Here is a 17,218-nt window from a genome sequence, read left to right as displayed (position 1 = left end):
CGGCATAGCAGATAAACGCCGACGAGGCGGAGATTCTCGACGCTGACAACCGCTCGCCGCGGTCCGCGCCGCCGGTGACGCGACACCTGCGACAGCTGCGGCAGGCGCGGCGCTGAGGTCACTCGTCGGCGAGGAAGCTCGCGAACAACGACTGGACCTCGGGCTGCGCCACCGCCTTCTGCGTCGGCGCCGCCAGGTCCGTCCCTCGCGCAGCCCAAGCACCTCGCGCAGCGGCGGCAGGCGTGGCGCTGAGGTCACTCGTCGGCGAGGAAGCTCGCGAACAACGACCGGACCTCGGGCTGCGGCACCGCCTCGCGCGCGAGCTCGGCCAGGTCCTTCCCCTCGCGCAGCCCAAGCACCTCGCGCAGCGGCGGCGGGCGCGGCGCTGAGGTCACTCGTCGGCGAGGAAGCTCGCGAAGAACGACCGGACCTCGGGCTGCGCCACCGCCGTCTGCGGCGGCGTCGCCAGGTCCGTCCCTCGCGCAGCCCAAGCACCTCGCGCAGCGGCGGCAGGCGTGGCGCTGAGGTCACTCGTCGGCGAGGAAGCTCGCGAAGAACGACCGGACCTCGGTCTGCGGCACCGCCTCGCGCGCCAGCTCCGCCAGGTCCTTCACCTCGAGCAGCTCGTCGGGGATCTCGAGCAGGAACCGCGACGGCGTGCGCTGCATCTCGCGCCCGCGCGAGATCCGCTGGCACGCGCGCGTCAGGTACAGCTTGCGCTGGGCCCGGGTGATGCCGACGTACGCGAGCCGGCGCTCCTCGCTGACGTCGCTGGCGTGATCGGCGTCGAGCGCGTCGGTGGCCTGCGGCGCGAGCGTGCGCGCGTGCGGCAGGAGCTCCTCCTCGAGGCCGACCAGGAACACGATCGGGAACTCGAGGCCCTTGGCGCCGTGGAGCGTCGTCATGATGACGCGGTCGCCGGTCTGCTCGGCCTCGTCGTTGGACTCGAGCGACAGCTTGCGCAGGTACTCGGCCAGGGCCTTGGGGCCCGGCGACTTGGCGGCGAACTTGCCGAGCGAGGTCAGCAGGCTCTCGACGTTGTCGATCCGGCGCTGCGCCGCCGAGCCGCTCGGCGCGGCCTCGCGCAGGTCGTGGTACAGGCCGATGTCCTCGATCAGCTGCTTGGTGGCCTCGACCGGCTGGCCGCCGGCGAGCCCCGCCGCCAGCCGATCGAGCAGCTCGATCAGCCCGGCCACCGACGCCCGCGCGCCCGGGCGCAGATCGCCGTCGCCGCGGAAGGTCGAGGCCGCCGTCGCCGGCACGGCCACCGCCGAGCGCAGCGGCTCGTCGGCGTCGTCCCCGCGCGCCTCGGCCGCCGCGCGTCGCAGCCGCGCGCGCTCGTAGGGATCGTCGTCGTCGTCGTCGTCGGGCACCGCCGGATCGAGCGACGCCTCGGCGGGGTCGCCCGGCATCGGCCGATCAGCCGCGCCGCCGATGGCGCGCAGCGCGTCGATCAAGGTCGCGTGCTGCATCCGCGCCGCCGCCAGGATGCGCTCGAGCGTGGTCGGCCCGATGCCGCGCGCGGGGTAGTTGACGATCCGGCGCAGCGACAGCTCGTCGCGCGGGTTGAGCGCGACGCGCAGGTACGCGATCACGTCCTTGACCTCCTTGCGCTCGAAGAACTCCTGGCCGCCGAACATCGCGTACGGCACCGACAGCTGGCGCAGCTCGTCCTCGAGCGGCTTGGCCTGGATGTTCGAGCGGTACAGGATCGCGATGTCCTGCCACTTGCGGCCGGCCTCCTTGAGCTTGCGGATCTCCTGCACCACCCACTTCGACTCGGTCTCGACGTCGGGCGCGACCGCGTGCGTGAGCAGCTCGCCCGGGCCGTGCTCCGACCACAGCGTCTTGCCGTGGCGATCGCTGTTGTGCCCGATCACCGCGTTGGCCGCGTCGAGGATGGTCTTGGTCGAGCGGTAGTTCTGCTCGAGCTTGATCACCGTCGCGCCCTCGAACGCGTCGGCGAAGCCGAGGATGTTGGCGGGGTCGGCGCCGCGCCAGGCGTAGATCGACTGATCGTCGTCGCCGACGACGGTCAGGTTGTGGTGGCGCGCGACCAGCTGGCGGACCAGGTTGACCTGGGCCCGGTTGGTGTCCTGGTACTCGTCGACGAGGACGAACCGGAACCGGCCCTGCCAGCGATCGCGCACGGCGGCGTCGCGCTGCATCAGCCGCACCGGCTCGACGATCAGATCGTCGAAGTCGAACGCGGCGTAGGCCCGCAGCGCCGCCTGGTAGCGCGGGTAGACCTCGGCGGTGATCGCGTCGTAGTCGTCGCCCTCGCGGACCTGGTAGGCCTCGGGCTCGATGAAGCTGTTCTTGGCCAGCGAGATCCGCGTCAGGATCGCCTTGACGTCGAACCGGCGCTCGCCGTCCCGCGAGAAGTCCTTGACCTCGCGCAGCGCGGCGCGGATGACGCCGAGCTGGTCCGACGCGTCGTAGACCGTGAACCCGCCGGGGTAGCCCAGGGCCTTGCGCTCGCTGCGCAGCACCTGCAGGCCGAGCGAGTGGAACGTGCCCATCGTCAGCTTGTTCGCCGTCTTGCGGTCGCCCAGCAGGTGCGCGATGCGCTCGCGCATCTCCTCGGCGGCCTTGTTGGTGAACGTGAGCGCCGCGATCGCGTCGGGCGGGATGCCGAGGTCGAGCAGGTGCGCGATGCGAAACGTGATCACCCGGGTCTTGCCCGAGCCGGCGCCGGCCAGCACCAGCAGCGGACCGCCGCCGTGGATCACCGCCGCGCGCTGCGGCGGGTTCAGCTTGCTGGTATCGACGGCCACCGGCTGCGACGCTACGGATCGCGCGCGCGCCGGTCAACTGCTGGCGCGCTCACTCGGTGGCGATCGCGGGATCACTCGACCTCGACCGCCGGCGCGGGGCCGCGATCCCGGCGGCGCCGCGACCTGGCCGCGCGATCACTCGACCTCGACCGCCGGCGCGGAGCCCCAGGCGCGCGCGCGCGACCTCGACCGGAGGCGTGGCGATCGGACACGTGCTCACTCGGTGTCGACCGGTGTCGCGTGGATCCGCATCCCCGCGGAGAGGTGATCGGCGCGGCCGTCGTCGCCGCCAGGCTCGTAGCACGCGAGCTGGTCGCACGCGCCGACGTCGAGGTCGACCGCGACGAGCGCCTCGACGACCACGCGGATCTCGGCGATCGAGATCGTGCCGTCGCGGTCGGTGTCCTGGCCGGTCCAGACCAGCCCGACGACGGGATCGGTCATCGCCCCGGTCGCGTACGCCGCCAGCGGCGCCAGCGCGGCGTCGCTGATCGGCCCGATCGCGAAGCCCAGGCGACCGCGCAGCCCGCCGTCGGCCTCGCGCGCAAGGTCGGTCGACAGCGCGAACCCGAGCTGCCACGCGGCGGTCGCGTCGCCGCCGCCGCCGTCGGTGAGGAAGCCCAGCGGCACCTGCGCGATCCCGTGGGCGCTGCGCACGCGGCGATCGACGTCGACGCCCGTCGCCGGCTGGCCGCGCGGGCCCAGCTCGAGCGCGCCGTTGCCGTCGACGTCGGTGGCGCGCACCAGCTCGACGGTCGCCGCGCCGTTTGTGGGGCACCGCCCGACCACCAGCGCCCAGTGCAGGCGTCCCGCCGCCAGGTGCGCGGTCATCGCCGGCCCGACGTCCCAGCTCGACGCGACCGCGACGATCGCCGCGTGCAGCAGCCCGAGCTGGTTGTCGACGCCGCCCCGGTCGTCCAGGTCGAGCGCCATCGCCTGCGCCTCCGACGGCGTGCGCGGCAGCTCGACCTGATCGATCTGGTAGACCCGCTCGACGAGGGCGCAGGGCGGGTCATCCGGCGGCGGAGCGTCATCGGAGGCATCGACACAGCCGACCGCCAGGGCCAGCAGCGACGCGATCGACCAGGGCAGCGGACACACAACAAGCGAGCGCATGATGACGCCATGCGCAAGCAATGGTCATACCACCCATCCACATCTGAAATTGCTCCCAATGTCTCTAGATCACACATGCAGGAACCGGGTTTCCTGGCAACTCGACCTGCCACGACATGCAGATCTGGCCACCCGCCTGGCTACCGGGCTCGAGCTTCCTCGACCTCGATGTGCCTGGCCACCCGAACCGCGCCGTTGGTCACCGACCTCGATGACACCCGGCCGCGGGGTCACCCTGCCGCGGCGTCGGCGGCCACGGCGCTGGCCCGAGCGCCCCGGGTGTCCCCGAGCGCCCGGGTGTCAGCCGATCGGGCCTGGCCCAAGCGGCTCGGGTGTCAGCCGCTCGGGCCTGGCCCAAGCGGCTCGGGTGTCAGCCGATCGGGCGCTGGCCCGAGCGGCCGGGTGTCAGCCGATCGGGCCTGGCCCAGGCGGCTCGGGTGTCAGCCGATCGGGCCTGGCCCAAGCGGCTCGGGTGTGGCCGATCGGGCGCTGGCCCGTGCGGCCGGGTGCAGCCGATCAGCGACAACTACCCCGCCGTCCCAACCCAAGACCGGAGCCTCGACGACAACTACCCCGACACGAACGAAGCGCGATCACTCAACCGACAGCCTGGAGGGAGATGTAGTTGTCGCTGATGGAGTTTGGTTGACGCCCCGCCCCGCCCCCCGCGGGGCCCGGGGCCCGGCGGCCCGGGGCCGGCGCCGCGCCCACGGGCGCCGGCCGAGCGCGCGGGTGTCAGCCGATCGGGCGCCGGCCGAGCGCCCGGGTGTCAGCCGATCGGGCGCTGGCCCGTGCGGCCGGGGCGCTGGCCCGGCGCCCGGGCGCTGGCGCGGGTGTCAGCCGATCGGGCGCTGGCCGAGCGCCCGGGTGTCAGCCGATCGGGCGCTGGCCCGTGCGGCCGGGGCGCTGGCCGAGCGCCCGGGTGTCAGCCGATCGGGCGCTGGCCGAGCGCCCGGGTGTCAGCCGATCGGGCGCTGGCCCGTGCGGCCGGGGCGCTGGCCGAGCGCCCGGGTGTCAGCCGATCGGGCGCTGGCCGAGCGGGTGGCCCGGCGGCTGGATTCTTGGACGAAATTTCAGCTAGTTGCGGCAGCATCAAGGCGGGCCTCGGCGATCTCCCGACACACCGATCGCCCAACGGCGGTGAGGACCGCCCAGCGCTGCTACCATGCGCCGGTGGACCCTGAGGCGCGCTACCAGGCCTACGTCGCCGAGCTCGAGCGCGACTACCGCCTGCGGATCATCAAGAAGCCCGACTCGGCCCTGCACCGCGCCATCCACAAGGCGCTGATCGTGATCACGTTCGGCCAGATGCGCGACTACCTCGACGGGTACCAGACCACGATCGGCCGCACGCTCTACGTCACCGCCGACTGGGACGCGCGCGATCCCGACGAGCGCTACTGCACGCTCCGCCACGAGGCCGTGCACCTCCGGCAGTTCCAGACCTGGACCCTGCCGGGCATGGCGTTGTTCTACCTGTTGTTGCCCTTCCCGGTCGGGCTCGCGTATTTTCGCGCACGCTTCGAGATGGCTGCCTACGCTGAGTCGATCCGCGCCGCCGCGGAGATCTACGGTCCCGACTACCCCCGTCAGGCGTGGTACCGGGCCCACGTGATCGAGCAGTTCACGGGTCCGTCGTACGGCTGGATGTGGCCGTTCCGGCGCACCGTCGAGCGCTGGTACGACGCCGCGCTCGCCACCGCGCCCGCGGGGGCAGCGTGAGCGGCGTCGATCCGGTCATCGGCATCGATCTCGGCACGACCAACTCGGTGGCCGCGCGCTGCGACGAGGCCGGCACGCCGGTGGTCCTGGCCGACGACAAGGGCGGCAAGATCCACCCCTCGGTGGTGTCGTTCCACCCCAACGGCTCGGTCGTGGTCGGCGCCGAGGCCAAGCAGCGCCGGATCATCGACCCGCGCAACACCGTCTACTCGGCCAAGCGGCTGATCGGCCGGCCGTTCCGCTCCCGCGAGATCCACGCGGCGATGCAGCGGATGTCGTACGGGATCAAGGAGGGCGCGAACCAGCAGCCGGTGATCGTCACCCGCGGCGGCGAGTTCGCGGTGCCCGAGATCTCGGCGATCGTCCTCGACCACGTCCGCAACATCGCCGCGAAGGCGCTCAAGCACGAGGTCGGGCGCGCGGTCGTGACGGTGCCGGCCAGCTTCAACGACGCCCAGCGCTCCGCCACCGCCACCGCCGGCGCGATCGCCGGCATCACCGTGGTGCGCGTGCTCAACGAGCCGACCGCGGCCGCGCTGGCGTACGGCCAGACCCGCGGGCTGTCGAAGGTGATCGCGGTCTACGACTTCGGCGGCGGCACCTTCGACGTCACGCTCCTGCGCTTGAACGATCAGGTCTACGAGGTGCTATCGACCGCGGGCGACTCGTTCCTCGGCGGCGACGACATCGACGAGCTGCTCATGGAGCACATGGCCGACGTGGCCCTGACCAAGCTCCGCGCCGACGTCCGCGCCGACGAGCTCGCGCTCATGCGCCTGCGCGCGGTCGCCGAGCAGGCCAAGATCGAGCTGTCGCGGCGGCAGCGCGCGCTGGTCAAGATCGACGAGATCGCCTACGGCCCCGGCGGCGCCCCGCTCAACCTCGAGATCGAGATCACGCGCGATCAGCTGATCAGCCAGGCCGGGCCGCTGATCGAGCGCACGTTCAAGGTGTGCGAGGAGGCGCTGACCCTCGCCGGCCTGACGCCGGCCGCGATCGAGGACGTGGTCCTGGTCGGAGGCACCACCAAGATCCCGCACGTACGCGAGCGCGTGACCCAGTTCTTCCAGCGCGCGCCGCGCGTCGACATCAACCCCGAGGAGGCGGTCGCGCAGGGCGCCGCGCTGCAGGCGATGTCCCTCGAGCGCATCCTCAACCGGCGCTCGACCGGCCGCGGGCTGACGCCGATGGGCGGCGTGCCCGCGATGCCGTCGGCGCCACCGCCGCCGCCGGCGACCGCGATCTCCCGCGACGCGACCTGGGACGAGTCCACCGGCCCCGCGCGCCGCACGACCGCGCCGCTGGGCGCACCCCGCCCGGGGACCGACACGATGCGCCCGGCGACCCGCGGCGCCCAGGTCGATCGGATCGACAACGGCACCGGCTCGCAGGCGGCGATCGGCCGCATCACCAGCCGCGGCGCCGCGCCGCCGCCGGTGCCCAAGGCGTCGGGGCCGCGCGCCAGGACCATGATCGGCGTCGCGGCCGAGCCGTTCGGCGAAGCGCCCGACACCAACGACCCGACCCGCGAGCACGGCTGGGCGCCCGAGGAGCCGACCCGGCCGCACGAGCCGATGATCGGCGCGCCGGCGCCGGCCGCCGACGTGTTCCAGCAGCCGACGCTGGTGGTCGATCGCGCCAGCGCGGCCCCGCCGGTCAGCTCGCCGACGACGCCGACCAACGCCGACGCGCGCACGCTGATCGTCCCACCGCCGGGCGGGACGCCTCGCACCACCGATCGCGGGTTCGGCACCTCGCCGCCGCCGCCGACCGCCGGCTTCGGTGCGGTCGCGCCGCCGGCCGGGTTCGGGCCCCAGGCCCCGCTGGCCGGGTTCGGGCCCCAGCCCCCGCTGGCCGGGTTCGGCCCCCAGGCGCCGACCATGATGGCGCCGCCGAGCGGCCCGGTCGTGGTCGAGGTGGTCCCACGGGGCCTCGGCATCGGCACCGTCGGCGGCTACTGCGAGGAGCTGATCCGCCGCAACTCGCAGGTGCCGGCCGAGACCAAGCGCATGTTCGCCACCTCGCGCGATCAGCAGCAGACCGTGCGCATCCGCGTGTTCCAGGGCGAGTCGCGGCGCATCGACGACAACGCCATCCTCGGCGACCTCGTCCTCGAGAACCTGCCGGCGCGCCCCCGCGGCCTGACCTCGATCGAGGTGACCTTCGCCATCGACGCCAGCGGCATCTTGCAGGTCCGCGCCCGCGACGCGCAGACCGGCCAGGAGCAGCGCGCCAACCTCGATCTCGTCGGCACGCAGTCGCCCGAAGAGGTCGCCGCCGCGCGAGATCGCTTCGTCGGCCTGCGCCGCTGAGCCGAGGCCCGCGCCGCCGACCACCGCCCGCGCACTCTCGCCTCGTCGGCCTGCGCCGCTGAGCCGAGGCCCGCGCCGCCGACCACCGCCCGCGCACTCTCGCCTCGTCGGCCTGCGCCGCTGAGCCGAGGCCCGCGCCGCCGACCACCGCCCGCGCACTCTCGCCTCGTCGGCGGGCGCCGCTGAGCAAAGGCCCGCGACGACGCCGACCGCCCGCTAGCCGCCGTGGACGCGGTTGCGGCCGGCGGCCTTGGCCGCGTACAGCGCGGCGTCGGCTCGAGCGATCATCGCCTCGCGCAGCTCGCCCGGCCGGCGCTCGGCGACGCCGATCGACACGGTCGCGCCGACCTCGCCGCCGGGCACGGCCGTGGGCGCCGCCGCCACCGCCGCGCGCACGCGCTCGGCCACCGCGGTCGCGTCCGCGAACGCCACGCCCGGCAGCACCAGCAGGAACTCCTCGCCGCCGTACCGCACCACCGCGTCGGCCGCGCGCAGGACGCCGGTCAAGGTCGCGGCGATCTGGCGCAGGACCAGATCGCCAGCGGCGTGGCCGACCGAGTCGTTGATGCGCTTGAAGTGATCGACGTCGACCATCGCGACCGACATCACCTCGGCGTCGTCGGGCGCCAGCGTCGGCACCTGCTGCTCGATGCCCCGGCGGTTGAGCGCGCCGGTGAGCGGATCGACGTGGGCCAGCCGCGCCAGGCGCGCGATCTCGACGTGGGGCGCGCACATCGCCGCGACCAGCGTGAGCAGCCGCCGGTGCGAGTCGTCGAACACCACCGCGTCGTCGACCGCGCTGATGACCCCGGTGGTCTGGGCGCCGATCCGGATCGGCACGCCCACGAACGCGCCCATGCTCGCCATGCCCGGCCGCGCCATGAACCGCGGATCGTGCTCGGGCTCGGGCAGGCACAGCGGCTCGCCGTGCTCGGCGATCCAGCCCAGCAGGCCCTCGCCCAGGCGGAACCCGACCGGCGCCTCGTGCAGCGGCTCGCCGGCGCGCGCCGACGCCAGCAGCAGCGAGCGGCTGGCGTCGAGCAGGCGCACGCTGATGCGCTTGACCTCGAGCACCTCGGCAGCGCCGTCCGCCACCAGCTGCAAGAGCTCCTCGAGCGAGTGCCGCGCCTGGATCGCCTCAGCGAGTCGCGTCAGCGCGGACAGGGAGTCCATCGCTCCAGCTTGCGCCTGAACTCGCCTCGAGGCACGTGCGCGCGGCGCTTGGTGCGGCACCCGATGGATGACCTCCACCGACATCGGCGTCACCCGTCGTGGCGCGGCCGTTGGCCCCTGGTGACCTCCGAACGCGATCATCGATGTAGCCGCCGCGCCGTCACCCGTAGTGCGCCGCACCCTCGGTCGCGTGCAGCGCGGCGTCCAGCCGCAGCCACTCGCCGACGTGCTGGCCGCGGTGGTTGCGGTAGGCGATCACCAGGCTGTCAGCGCCGACCAGCACCCGGTCGAGGTCGAACCGCAGCCCTGGCGACGCCGCCAGGCCCTGCTGCCAGTACGCGCGCAGCGCCGCCTTCCCCCGGACCGTCGGATCGCCCAGCAGCCGCGCCGCCAGCGGCGACGTGAACACGCAGTCGTCGACCCAGTGCGCGAGGATGCGCTCGAGGTCGTGGGCGTTCCACGCGGCGATCCACTCGTCGACGAACCCCGCGGCGGCCGCTTCGGTCAGCATCGCGCCAGCGTGCCGCATCCTCGCCGCGCCGGTCGACACAGGTCGCCGGCCGCGCGGCCGACACAGGCCCGCCCGCGCGCCCCATCCTCGCCGCGCCGATGGACACAGGGCGCCGGCCGCGCGGCCGACACAGCCGCCAGCGTGCCGCATCCCGCTCGCGCCGATCGACACCGGTCGCGCGGCCGCGCGGCCGACACAGGCCCAGCGCGGCCCGCGGCCGACACAGGCCCGCCCGCTTGCTACCCTGCGGCCATGCCCCGCGGCTACCGCCCCATCGTCGTCGGCCCGCACCTGCTGCGCTGGCGCTTCGAGCCCGGCGTGGACGACAGCGTCCTCACCGTCATCGGCCCGCCCGGCGCCGACAGCCGCCTCGTCGTCACGCTCCACGGCTGGCGCGACCCGTGGCACGCGATCACCGGGTTCACCGTCACCGACGATCAGCTCCAGGTCCACCACGACGCGACCAACGACCCCGCCGTCGTCGCCTCCGGCTTCGTCCGCGCCGCCATCGACCACGCCCTCGCCCTCGGCTGGGATCCCCAGGGCCGCGGCGTCACCTTCCCCCTCGACCACGTCGCCGGCGCCTTCCAGCCCGCGCCGGCGTAGCGGCCCACGTCGTCGCCTTCTCGCTCGACCACGTCGCAGGCGCCTTCCAGCCCGCGCCGGCGTAGCGGCCCACGTCGTCGCCTTCTCGCTCGACCACGTCGCAGGCGCTTCCAGCCGCGCGGTGCCGTAGCGAGCGGCGGCGCCGGTCAGTCCATCGGCGCTTGCTCGATCCCGCCAAACCCGAGCACGTTGCCGATCTGAGTCGCGAACGACGCCACGGATCCGCGCGCGATCCAGATGTTCCCCATCATGGTGTCGATCTTCGCCTGAACTGCCTGGAGTCGCTGGTTGTCGCCCGTCTGCTCGTTGAGATGGAGACGGGTCGATTGTTGGCGATTGATGAAGCCCCACTTCGGCTTGTCGTCGGTGCCACCCGCGCGTCCCTTGGTGCAAGCCCACCAGTCGATCGTGCGCACGCGCGCCCCAGGGATCGGCACGAGATCGTCCTTGCCGCCGAGGGGGTCGGGCTGGCGCGCGTATGCCTGCTCCCAGTTCGAGCCGGTGCCGGTGGTCTCATCCTTCCCGTCGACGCCCTTGTTCGTCTGCTTGGCCTCGTGCTTCAGCGCGTCCGCGATCTTCTTCTGCGCGTCCTCGCCCATGTCCTTCGCCGTGTCGGCCTGCGTCACGAACATGTTCGCGTTGGCCACGAACGCCGCCATGACCGCCATGTCCCCGCCCTTCGGGCCCTTGATCTTGTGGGCGTGCTGGTAGCGCTCGAGCTCGGCGATGGCCTTCGTCACAGCCGCACGGCGCCGGCCCGCCTCCTTCACCTGCGTCGCGAACGTCTTGGCCTTGGAGGCCATCTTCGTCTTGACGTCGTCCCACTCGTTGAAGTGGTGGATGATCCCGAGGTTGCCTTTCTTCTGCTCCAGCGCCTCGACGATGCCCTTCGCGTTCGAGACCTTGTTGCCGAGGCCGGTGATCGCGGCGGCGATGTTCTCGGCGAGCTTGTCGCCGAACACGTCGTCGAAGGCCTCGCCGCCGATCGCCGAGCCGAGCTCCTTGGCGTGGTCGACGCCCTCCATGAAGGCCTTCACCTGCGGCAGCTTGTCGAGAGCCTTGAGCCCGTCGCTGGCCTCCTTCCCGATCTGAGCGACGATCTTTGTCGCGGCAGCGAGCTCCTTGTTGGCCTTCTCGACCACCTCCCTGGCCTCGATCATGTCCTTGTCGGTCGTCGGGTCGTCCTCCCGCTTGGCCGGGCCCAGCGAGACGTTCAAGCGGCCGGTGAGCATGTCGCGATTCGCGTCGGAGAACTCGCGCGCCGCCGTCGGGAGCGACGTCTTGTGTTCATTCATCGCGTTGATCGAGTCCTTCACCGCGGTCAACCGGGTCTCGAATCCGCCTTTGACGCCCTTGCCAGGGATGCCTTCGATCGCCGCGTCCTTGTCGGCCTCGGTCGCGCCGCCAGTCACCGCGCGACCCGCGCCGTCTGAATCGATCGGAATCGAGAGCTTGCCCCGATCCGGATGAAAGGCCCCGAACTGGGCCATCATGCCCTGCAAGCGAGCGAAGTCCTTCTGCATGGTGTTGTACGCGGCCTCGAACATCTCGATGTCGACTTGCGTTGCGGCGGCGTGATGCTGGAACCGACCCAGCGCCTGGATGACGGCCTCGTTCTGCTTCGCGCAGCTCTCGTGGAACACCTTTCGGTCCGGATCGGACATGGTCGCGTGGCGGAGGTTCATCGTGTTGTCGGTGACCATCCCCAGCAACATGGTGGTGTCTGACACATCGCCGGCCACCGACAGGTCGACCCCGCCGTGCGAGTTCGCAACGGACGAGTCGCCTTGCTGGAGGATCTGCTCGGCCTCGTTGGTCTCGCGCCCCTCAACGCGCGTCGCGCCGATGCGGACGGCGTCTCGCTGGACCGTGCGGAGCGCGTGCGGAGCGACCGTCGCCACGCTCGCCGCCTCGCCCCGCACCATCGCGTCCGCCGCGCGGTCGGCCTCGTGCTCGGCGGCGTCGTGCGGCGTCGAGACCTCGAGCTTGTGCTGGCGCCGCTGGGCGCCGCCCGACTGCTGCACGGTGTGCGCGACCTCGTGCGCGAGCAGGTGCATGCCGAACGGATCCTCGGGCTGGTAGCGGCCCGCGGCGAAGTGGATGTCCTGGCCGACGGTGTAGGCCTTGGCGCCGACGGCGTGGGCGGCCTGCGCCGACGCGCCGCCGGTGTGGACCCGCACGCTCGACAGATCCGCCCCCAGCGAGCCCTCGAACTGGCGCTGGAGGCTGGCGGGCAGCGCCGACCCGCTCGACGTCGCCGCGCGCTCGACCGCGGCCTCGGCGTCGCCTGCGACCCCGTTGCCGTCGCGGTCGCCGACCGCGCCCGCCGCCTCCCGTTGGATGCGCACGCGGCCGCCGCCGCTGAGCGACTCGCCCAGCGCCCGCGCCGTCTCGGGGTCCGCGACCCGGAACACCATCTGCGGCGCCGGCGTCAACCGCGACGTCAGGCTCGACTTGCCGGGGCCGCCCTTGCTGGGCGCGATGTCCTGGTCGAGCTCTGCGGCGATGCCAAGCGTGCGGAATAGCTGCTGGTCCATGGTGGCGGCTCCCTCTTCAAGGAGCTGAGGTAGCCACCTGCCCAGATGTGACGAGAAATCGGCGGGCCCGGGCCGCGACGACGCCCACGGCACGACCGCACGAGCCACCGGCGTGCTGCCGGCGGGAACGTCTGGCGACCGCACGCACCGCACCCACCGCACGGCCGCAGACCGGTGCGGCCGAAGACCGGTGCGGCCGAAGACCCGCGCGCGTCCCGCGCCGACGTCACCACCGACGTCACGCGCCGACGTGACGTGACGTCCCCGCCGCGGCCCGCCGTCCTGCCCGCGCGGCGCCCCACCACCGCCCCCGCCCGGCCGCGCCGGCCGCGCCGGCCGCGCCGCTCGTTCAGTCCACGACGTTGAACAGGTAGTTGTTCAGGCTGGTCTCGAGCTGGGTCGCCTGACCGATGATCTTCTCGATCGACGCGACCGCCTCGTCGACGTTCTCGTTGGCTCCGCCCTCACCCCGGGCCGAGCCCCCGCCGCCCTTGTCGCGGTTGCCAGCGTAGGCGGTGAAGCCCAGCTGGTTCCACACGAGCACGTCCTTCCACGCCTTGTGGACGCCGGCCTCGATCTCGAGCGCCGACCGCGGCCGCGCCGAGTACCACGGCATCCCCTTGCCGGTGTCCTTGCTGACCAGGACGTTGGTCTTCTCCTTCACGGCCTTGGCCTGGGTCTGCTCCTGCTTGCCGATCGCCAGCGTCGCGTTGGCCTGCGACGTGAACCGCACCAGGTCGCCGGTCAGCTTGGTGATCTGCGCGTAGGCCTTGTTGCCGGTCACCATCGTCTTGTCGAGGTTCTGGCCGAGGTTCTTCATGTCGTTCTCGAGGTCGCTGCGGAGCTGCGCCACCTCGGCGGCCAGGTTGGAGTACTCCATCGCGTCGGCCTTCAGCGAGGTCGACGCCGCCGCGGCCTCCTCCTGCGCGGCCGCGACCGCGCGCAGCTCGTTGAGCTTCTCGCTGTTCGCGTTGGCGATCGACGCCGCGGCGAGGGCCTTGGCGTGCCAGGCGTCGATCAGCGCGGGCACCTGCTGCAGGGCCTTGTCGACGGCGGCGCCGGCGCCGGGCAGGACCTTGTCCGCGGCCGCGCTCGCGGGCTTGCCCACGACCTTGTTGATCGCGTCCCACGCGCCCTTCGCGTCGGAGATCTGCTTCTTCACCGCGTCGAGCGCCTTCTTCTTGTCGTCGTCGGACGTCGTGGCGGCGTGCACGCCGGCGTTCGCTTGCATCTGCTTGGCCGCGACGTTCTGCATTCCGGCGATCATCCGCGTCTGGGCGGAGGCCATGTTGCCGCTCTTGGCCTTGAGCGCGTTCTTGGTGTCGCGCGCCTTGGCCCAGACCGCGTGCAGCGGCCCGCCGTCCGCCACCTTCTCCTTCATCAGATCGCGGTCGCCACCGGTGAGCTCGAGCGACTTGGCCATGTTCGTGGCCTGGTCGCCCTTCATCGGCTTGGCACCCATGTTCGCGGCCATGAAGGTGCCGGCCGACGCCTCCAGGCGGGCGTAGTCGGTGATCACGAGCTGGTACTGGCTGCGGAAGTTGGTCACGGCCGTGTTCTGCACGTCGTTCTGCGCGACGAAGTCCTCGAGCGCGGCCTTGGCCGCGATGTTCTTGGACGACGCCCCCTGCCACTCCGAGAGCCCCGCGGACTCGCCGTCGATGACCGCGGCCTGGGTGCCGTCGATGTCCCCGATCGCCTTCTGCGCCGCGGCGCTGTCGTTGATCGTGCTCAGCTTGCCGGTCTGGACGAAGCCGCTCGACTTCGCGGCGTCCTTCTCCGCCGCGGAGGAGTTCTTCTTCATGTCGTCGTAGGTGTCGGGCAGCTCGTCGTCGGGGTCGCGGGCGAGACCTCGGCCAGGCGCGAGCGCGATCGGCGCCGGCGCGCCCCGCACCATCGCGTCCGCGGCGCGGTCGGCCTCGTGCTCCGCGGCGTCCTGCGGGGTCGAGACCTCGAGCTTGTGCTGGCGCCGCTGGGCGCCGCCCGCCTGCTGGACGGTGTGGGCGACCTCGTGCGCGAGCAGGTGCATGCCGAACGGATCCTCGGGCTGGTAGCGGCCCGCGGCGAAGTGGATGTCCTGGCCGACCGTGTAGGCCTTGGCGCCGACGGCGTGGGCGGCCTGGGCCGATTCACTGCCGGTGTGGACGCGGACGCTCGACAGGTCGGCGCCGAGCGAGCCCTCGAACTGGCGCTGGACGCTGGTCGGCAGCGGCGCGCCGTTCGATGACGACGCGCGATCGACCGCGGCCTCGGCGTCGACCGCGACCCCGTTGCCGTCGCGGCCCCCGACCGCGCCGTCGGCCTCGCGCTGGATGCGCGCGCGGGTGCCGCCGCTGAGCGACTCGCCCAGCGCGCGCGCGGTCTCGGGGTCGGCGACCCGGAACACCACCTGCGGCGCCGGCGTCAACCGGGAGGTCAGGCTCGATTTCCCGGGCCCGCCCTTGTTGGCGGTGTCCTGATCGAGGTCGTGGTCGAGGCCGTGCTGACGGTAGAGCTGCTGGTCCATGGTGGCGAGGTCCCCTTCACTTCGTGAGAGTCAGGCACCACCAGGCCGTGACCGAGAATCCGTCGGAGCGCCGCAACCCGGCGACACCACGGCGGCCTGCGGTCGGTCCTGTGCGCGGGTTCGCCGCGCCCCGCCAGGATCGCGCCCCGCGCCCCGCCGACGTCACGCCGGCGCTCCGTCCTGTGCGCGGGTTCGCCGCACCCCGCCAGGATCGGCCCGCTGGCAAACCCCGGCAGGCGCGGGCGGCTGTGCTAGAAGGGGGCCGTGGCTGCCCCGCGAACCGCCCGCGTCGAGCGCAACACCCGCGAGACCCAGATCGTCGTCGACCTCGCCCTCGATGGCGCGGGCGCTCGGACGCTCGACACGCCGGTGCCGTTTCTGACCCACATGCTCGACGCGCTGGCGCGGCACGGGCTGTTCGACCTCGCGATCAAGGCCCGCGGCGACATCGAGATCGACGCGCACCACACCGTCGAGGACATCGGGCTGGTGCTGGGCCAGGCGTTCCGCGAGGCGCTGGGCGACCGCGCCGGCATCGCTCGCTACGGCTGGGCGACCCTGCCGATGGACGAGACCCTGGTGACCGCGGCGATCGACTTCTCGGGTCGGCCGGCGTTCGTGTGGAACGTCGCCGGGCTCGACGGCAAGTGGATCGGCACGTTCGACTGCGCGCTGGCCAAGGAGTTCTGGGCCGCGTTCGCGATCAAGGCCGAGTGCAACCTGCACGTGCTCCTGCAGTACGGCGGCAACCCGCACCACGTGATCGAGTGCGTCTGGAAGGCGCTGGCCAAGGCGCTCGATCAGGCGACGCGGATCGATCCGCGCGCGGGCGGCGCGGTGCCGTCGACCAAGGGGACGCTGACCACGTGATCGCGATCGTCGACGTGTGCGGCGGCAACCTGCGCTCGGTCGCCAAGGCGCTGGCCACGGTCGGCGGCGACGTGGTCGTCACCCGCGATCCCGACGTGGTCGCGGCCGCGACCAAGGTGGTCGTGCCCGGTCAGGGCGCGTTCGCGCCGTTCATGCGCGGCCTGGTCGAGCGCGGCCTCGAGGCGCCGATCCGCACGGCGATCGATCAGGGCGTGCCGTACCTGGGCATCTGCCTGGGGCTGCAGGTGCTGTTCGACGAGAGCGAGGAGCACGGCCCGGTGCGCGGGCTGGCGCTGGTGCCGGGCAAGGTCGTGCGGTTCCGGCCGACCGACCACGCGATCAAGGTGCCGCACATGGGCTGGAACCGGATCGTCCAGCACGCGCCCGATCCGCTGCTGCGCGACCTCGACGCCCAGACCCACTACTACTTCGTGCACTCGTTCTACGCGGTGCCCGACGACCCCGCGCTGGTCGTCTTGTCGAGCGATCACGGCGCGCCGTTCTGCGCGGCGATCCGCGCCGGCAACGTGTTCGCGTGCCAGTTCCACCCCGAGAAGAGCCAGCGCGCCGGGCTCGACCTGCTCGCGGCGTTCGTGGCGTCATGAAGATCATCCCCGCGATCGATGCCAGCGCCGTGTTCGCGCGCCAGGTCCACCCCGAGCAGAGCCAGCGCGCCGGGCTCGACCTGCGCGCGGCGTTCGTGGCGTCATGAAGATCATCCCCGCGATCGATGCCAGCGCCGTGTTCGCGCGCCAGGTCCACCCCGAGCAGAGCCAGCGCGCCGGGCTCGACCTGCGCGCGGCGTTCGTGGCGTCATGAAGATCATCCCCGCGTTCGATGCCGGCAACGTGTGCGCGTGCCAGGTCCACCCCGAGCAGAGCCAGCGCGCCGGGCTCGACCTGCGCGCGGCGTTCGTGGCGTCATGAGGATCATCCCCGCGTTCGATGCCGGCAACGTGTTCGCGTGCCGGGTCCACCCCGAGCGGAGCCAGCGCGCCGGGCTCGACCTGCGCGCGGCGTTCGTGGCGTCATGAGGATCATCCCCGCGTTCGATGCCGGCAACGTGTTCGCGTGCCAGGTCCACCCCGA

At 72.7% G+C, this 17,218-nt stretch carries 12 protein-coding genes; 5 read left to right on the top strand and 7 right to left on the bottom strand.

The features are described from left to right. Nucleotides 1–254 precede the first annotated feature (254 nt). The 3 genes from IPL61_28190 to IPL61_28180 form a co-directional block, all read right to left on the bottom strand. The gene (locus IPL61_28190) at nucleotides 255–395 is read right to left on the bottom strand and encodes a hypothetical protein (protein MBK9035099.1); all 141 of its coding nucleotides are present in this window, start codon (nucleotides 393–395) and stop codon (nucleotides 255–257) included. A gap of 132 nt (nucleotides 396–527) precedes the next feature. Then, nucleotides 528–2,777, bottom strand: a complete 2,250-nt coding sequence (locus tag IPL61_28185; GenBank protein ID MBK9035098.1) for a UvrD-helicase domain-containing protein — start codon at nucleotides 2,775–2,777, stop codon at nucleotides 528–530. Between the two features lie 216 nt (nucleotides 2,778–2,993). Next, nucleotides 2,994–3,893, bottom strand: a complete 900-nt coding sequence (locus IPL61_28180) for a hypothetical protein (GenBank protein MBK9035097.1) — start codon at nucleotides 3,891–3,893, stop codon at nucleotides 2,994–2,996. Nucleotides 3,894–5,066: 1,173 nt separating this feature from the next. On the opposite strand from IPL61_28180, the gene IPL61_28175 reads away from it, so the two are divergent. Together IPL61_28175 and IPL61_28170 are read left to right on the top strand one after the other, a co-directional pair. Beyond that, the gene (locus IPL61_28175) at nucleotides 5,067–5,615 is read left to right on the top strand and encodes a hypothetical protein (protein ID MBK9035096.1); all 549 of its coding nucleotides are present in this window, start codon (nucleotides 5,067–5,069) and stop codon (nucleotides 5,613–5,615) included. Beyond that, nucleotides 5,612–7,927 (top strand): Hsp70 family protein, encoded by a 2,316-nt coding sequence (locus IPL61_28170; protein ID MBK9035095.1) that lies wholly within the window; start codon nucleotides 5,612–5,614, stop codon nucleotides 7,925–7,927. The genes IPL61_28175 and IPL61_28170 overlap by 4 nt, the downstream gene beginning before the upstream one ends. Before the next feature lie 216 nt (nucleotides 7,928–8,143). On the opposite strand, the gene IPL61_28165 is transcribed toward IPL61_28170, so the two are convergent. Continuing rightward, nucleotides 8,144–9,100, bottom strand: coding sequence for a sensor domain-containing diguanylate cyclase (locus IPL61_28165; GenBank protein MBK9035094.1), 957 nt, complete (start codon nucleotides 9,098–9,100; stop codon nucleotides 8,144–8,146). Between the two features lie 160 nt (nucleotides 9,101–9,260). Then, the gene (locus tag IPL61_28160) at nucleotides 9,261–9,611 is read right to left on the bottom strand and encodes a nuclear transport factor 2 family protein (GenBank protein ID MBK9035093.1); all 351 of its coding nucleotides are present in this window, start codon (nucleotides 9,609–9,611) and stop codon (nucleotides 9,261–9,263) included. Nucleotides 9,612–9,863: 252 nt separating this feature from the next. On the opposite strand from IPL61_28160, the gene IPL61_28155 reads away from it, so the two are divergent. After that, the gene (locus IPL61_28155; protein MBK9035092.1) at nucleotides 9,864–10,217 is read left to right on the top strand and encodes a hypothetical protein; all 354 of its coding nucleotides are present in this window, start codon (nucleotides 9,864–9,866) and stop codon (nucleotides 10,215–10,217) included. Nucleotides 10,218–10,363: 146 nt separating this feature from the next. On the opposite strand, the gene IPL61_28150 is transcribed toward IPL61_28155, so the two are convergent. Next, on the bottom strand, nucleotides 10,364–12,754 hold the full coding sequence (locus IPL61_28150; GenBank protein MBK9035091.1) for a DUF4157 domain-containing protein: 2,391 nt from the start codon (nucleotides 12,752–12,754) through the stop codon (nucleotides 10,364–10,366). A 349-nt stretch (nucleotides 12,755–13,103) separates the two neighbouring features. Further along, nucleotides 13,104–15,260, bottom strand: a complete 2,157-nt coding sequence (locus tag IPL61_28145) for a DUF4157 domain-containing protein (GenBank protein ID MBK9035090.1) — start codon at nucleotides 15,258–15,260, stop codon at nucleotides 13,104–13,106. Between the two features lie 264 nt (nucleotides 15,261–15,524). On the opposite strand from IPL61_28145, the gene hisB reads away from it, so the two are divergent. Together hisB and hisH are read left to right on the top strand one after the other, a co-directional pair. Beyond that, a complete protein-coding gene (gene hisB / locus IPL61_28140; GenBank protein MBK9035089.1) occupies nucleotides 15,525–16,130 on the top strand; it encodes an imidazoleglycerol-phosphate dehydratase HisB in 606 nt (201 codons plus the stop codon). After that, nucleotides 16,127–16,735, top strand: coding sequence for an imidazole glycerol phosphate synthase subunit HisH (gene hisH / locus IPL61_28135; protein MBK9035088.1), 609 nt, complete (start codon nucleotides 16,127–16,129; stop codon nucleotides 16,733–16,735). The genes hisB and hisH overlap by 4 nt, the downstream gene beginning before the upstream one ends. The last annotated feature ends 483 nt before the right edge of the window (nucleotides 16,736–17,218 follow it).

The sequence above is a fragment of the Myxococcales bacterium genome (assembly GCA_016717005.1).
Lineage (GTDB): Bacteria > Myxococcota_A > Polyangia > Haliangiales > Haliangiaceae > UBA2376.
This window is presented reverse-complemented; position numbering and strand designations above follow the sequence as displayed.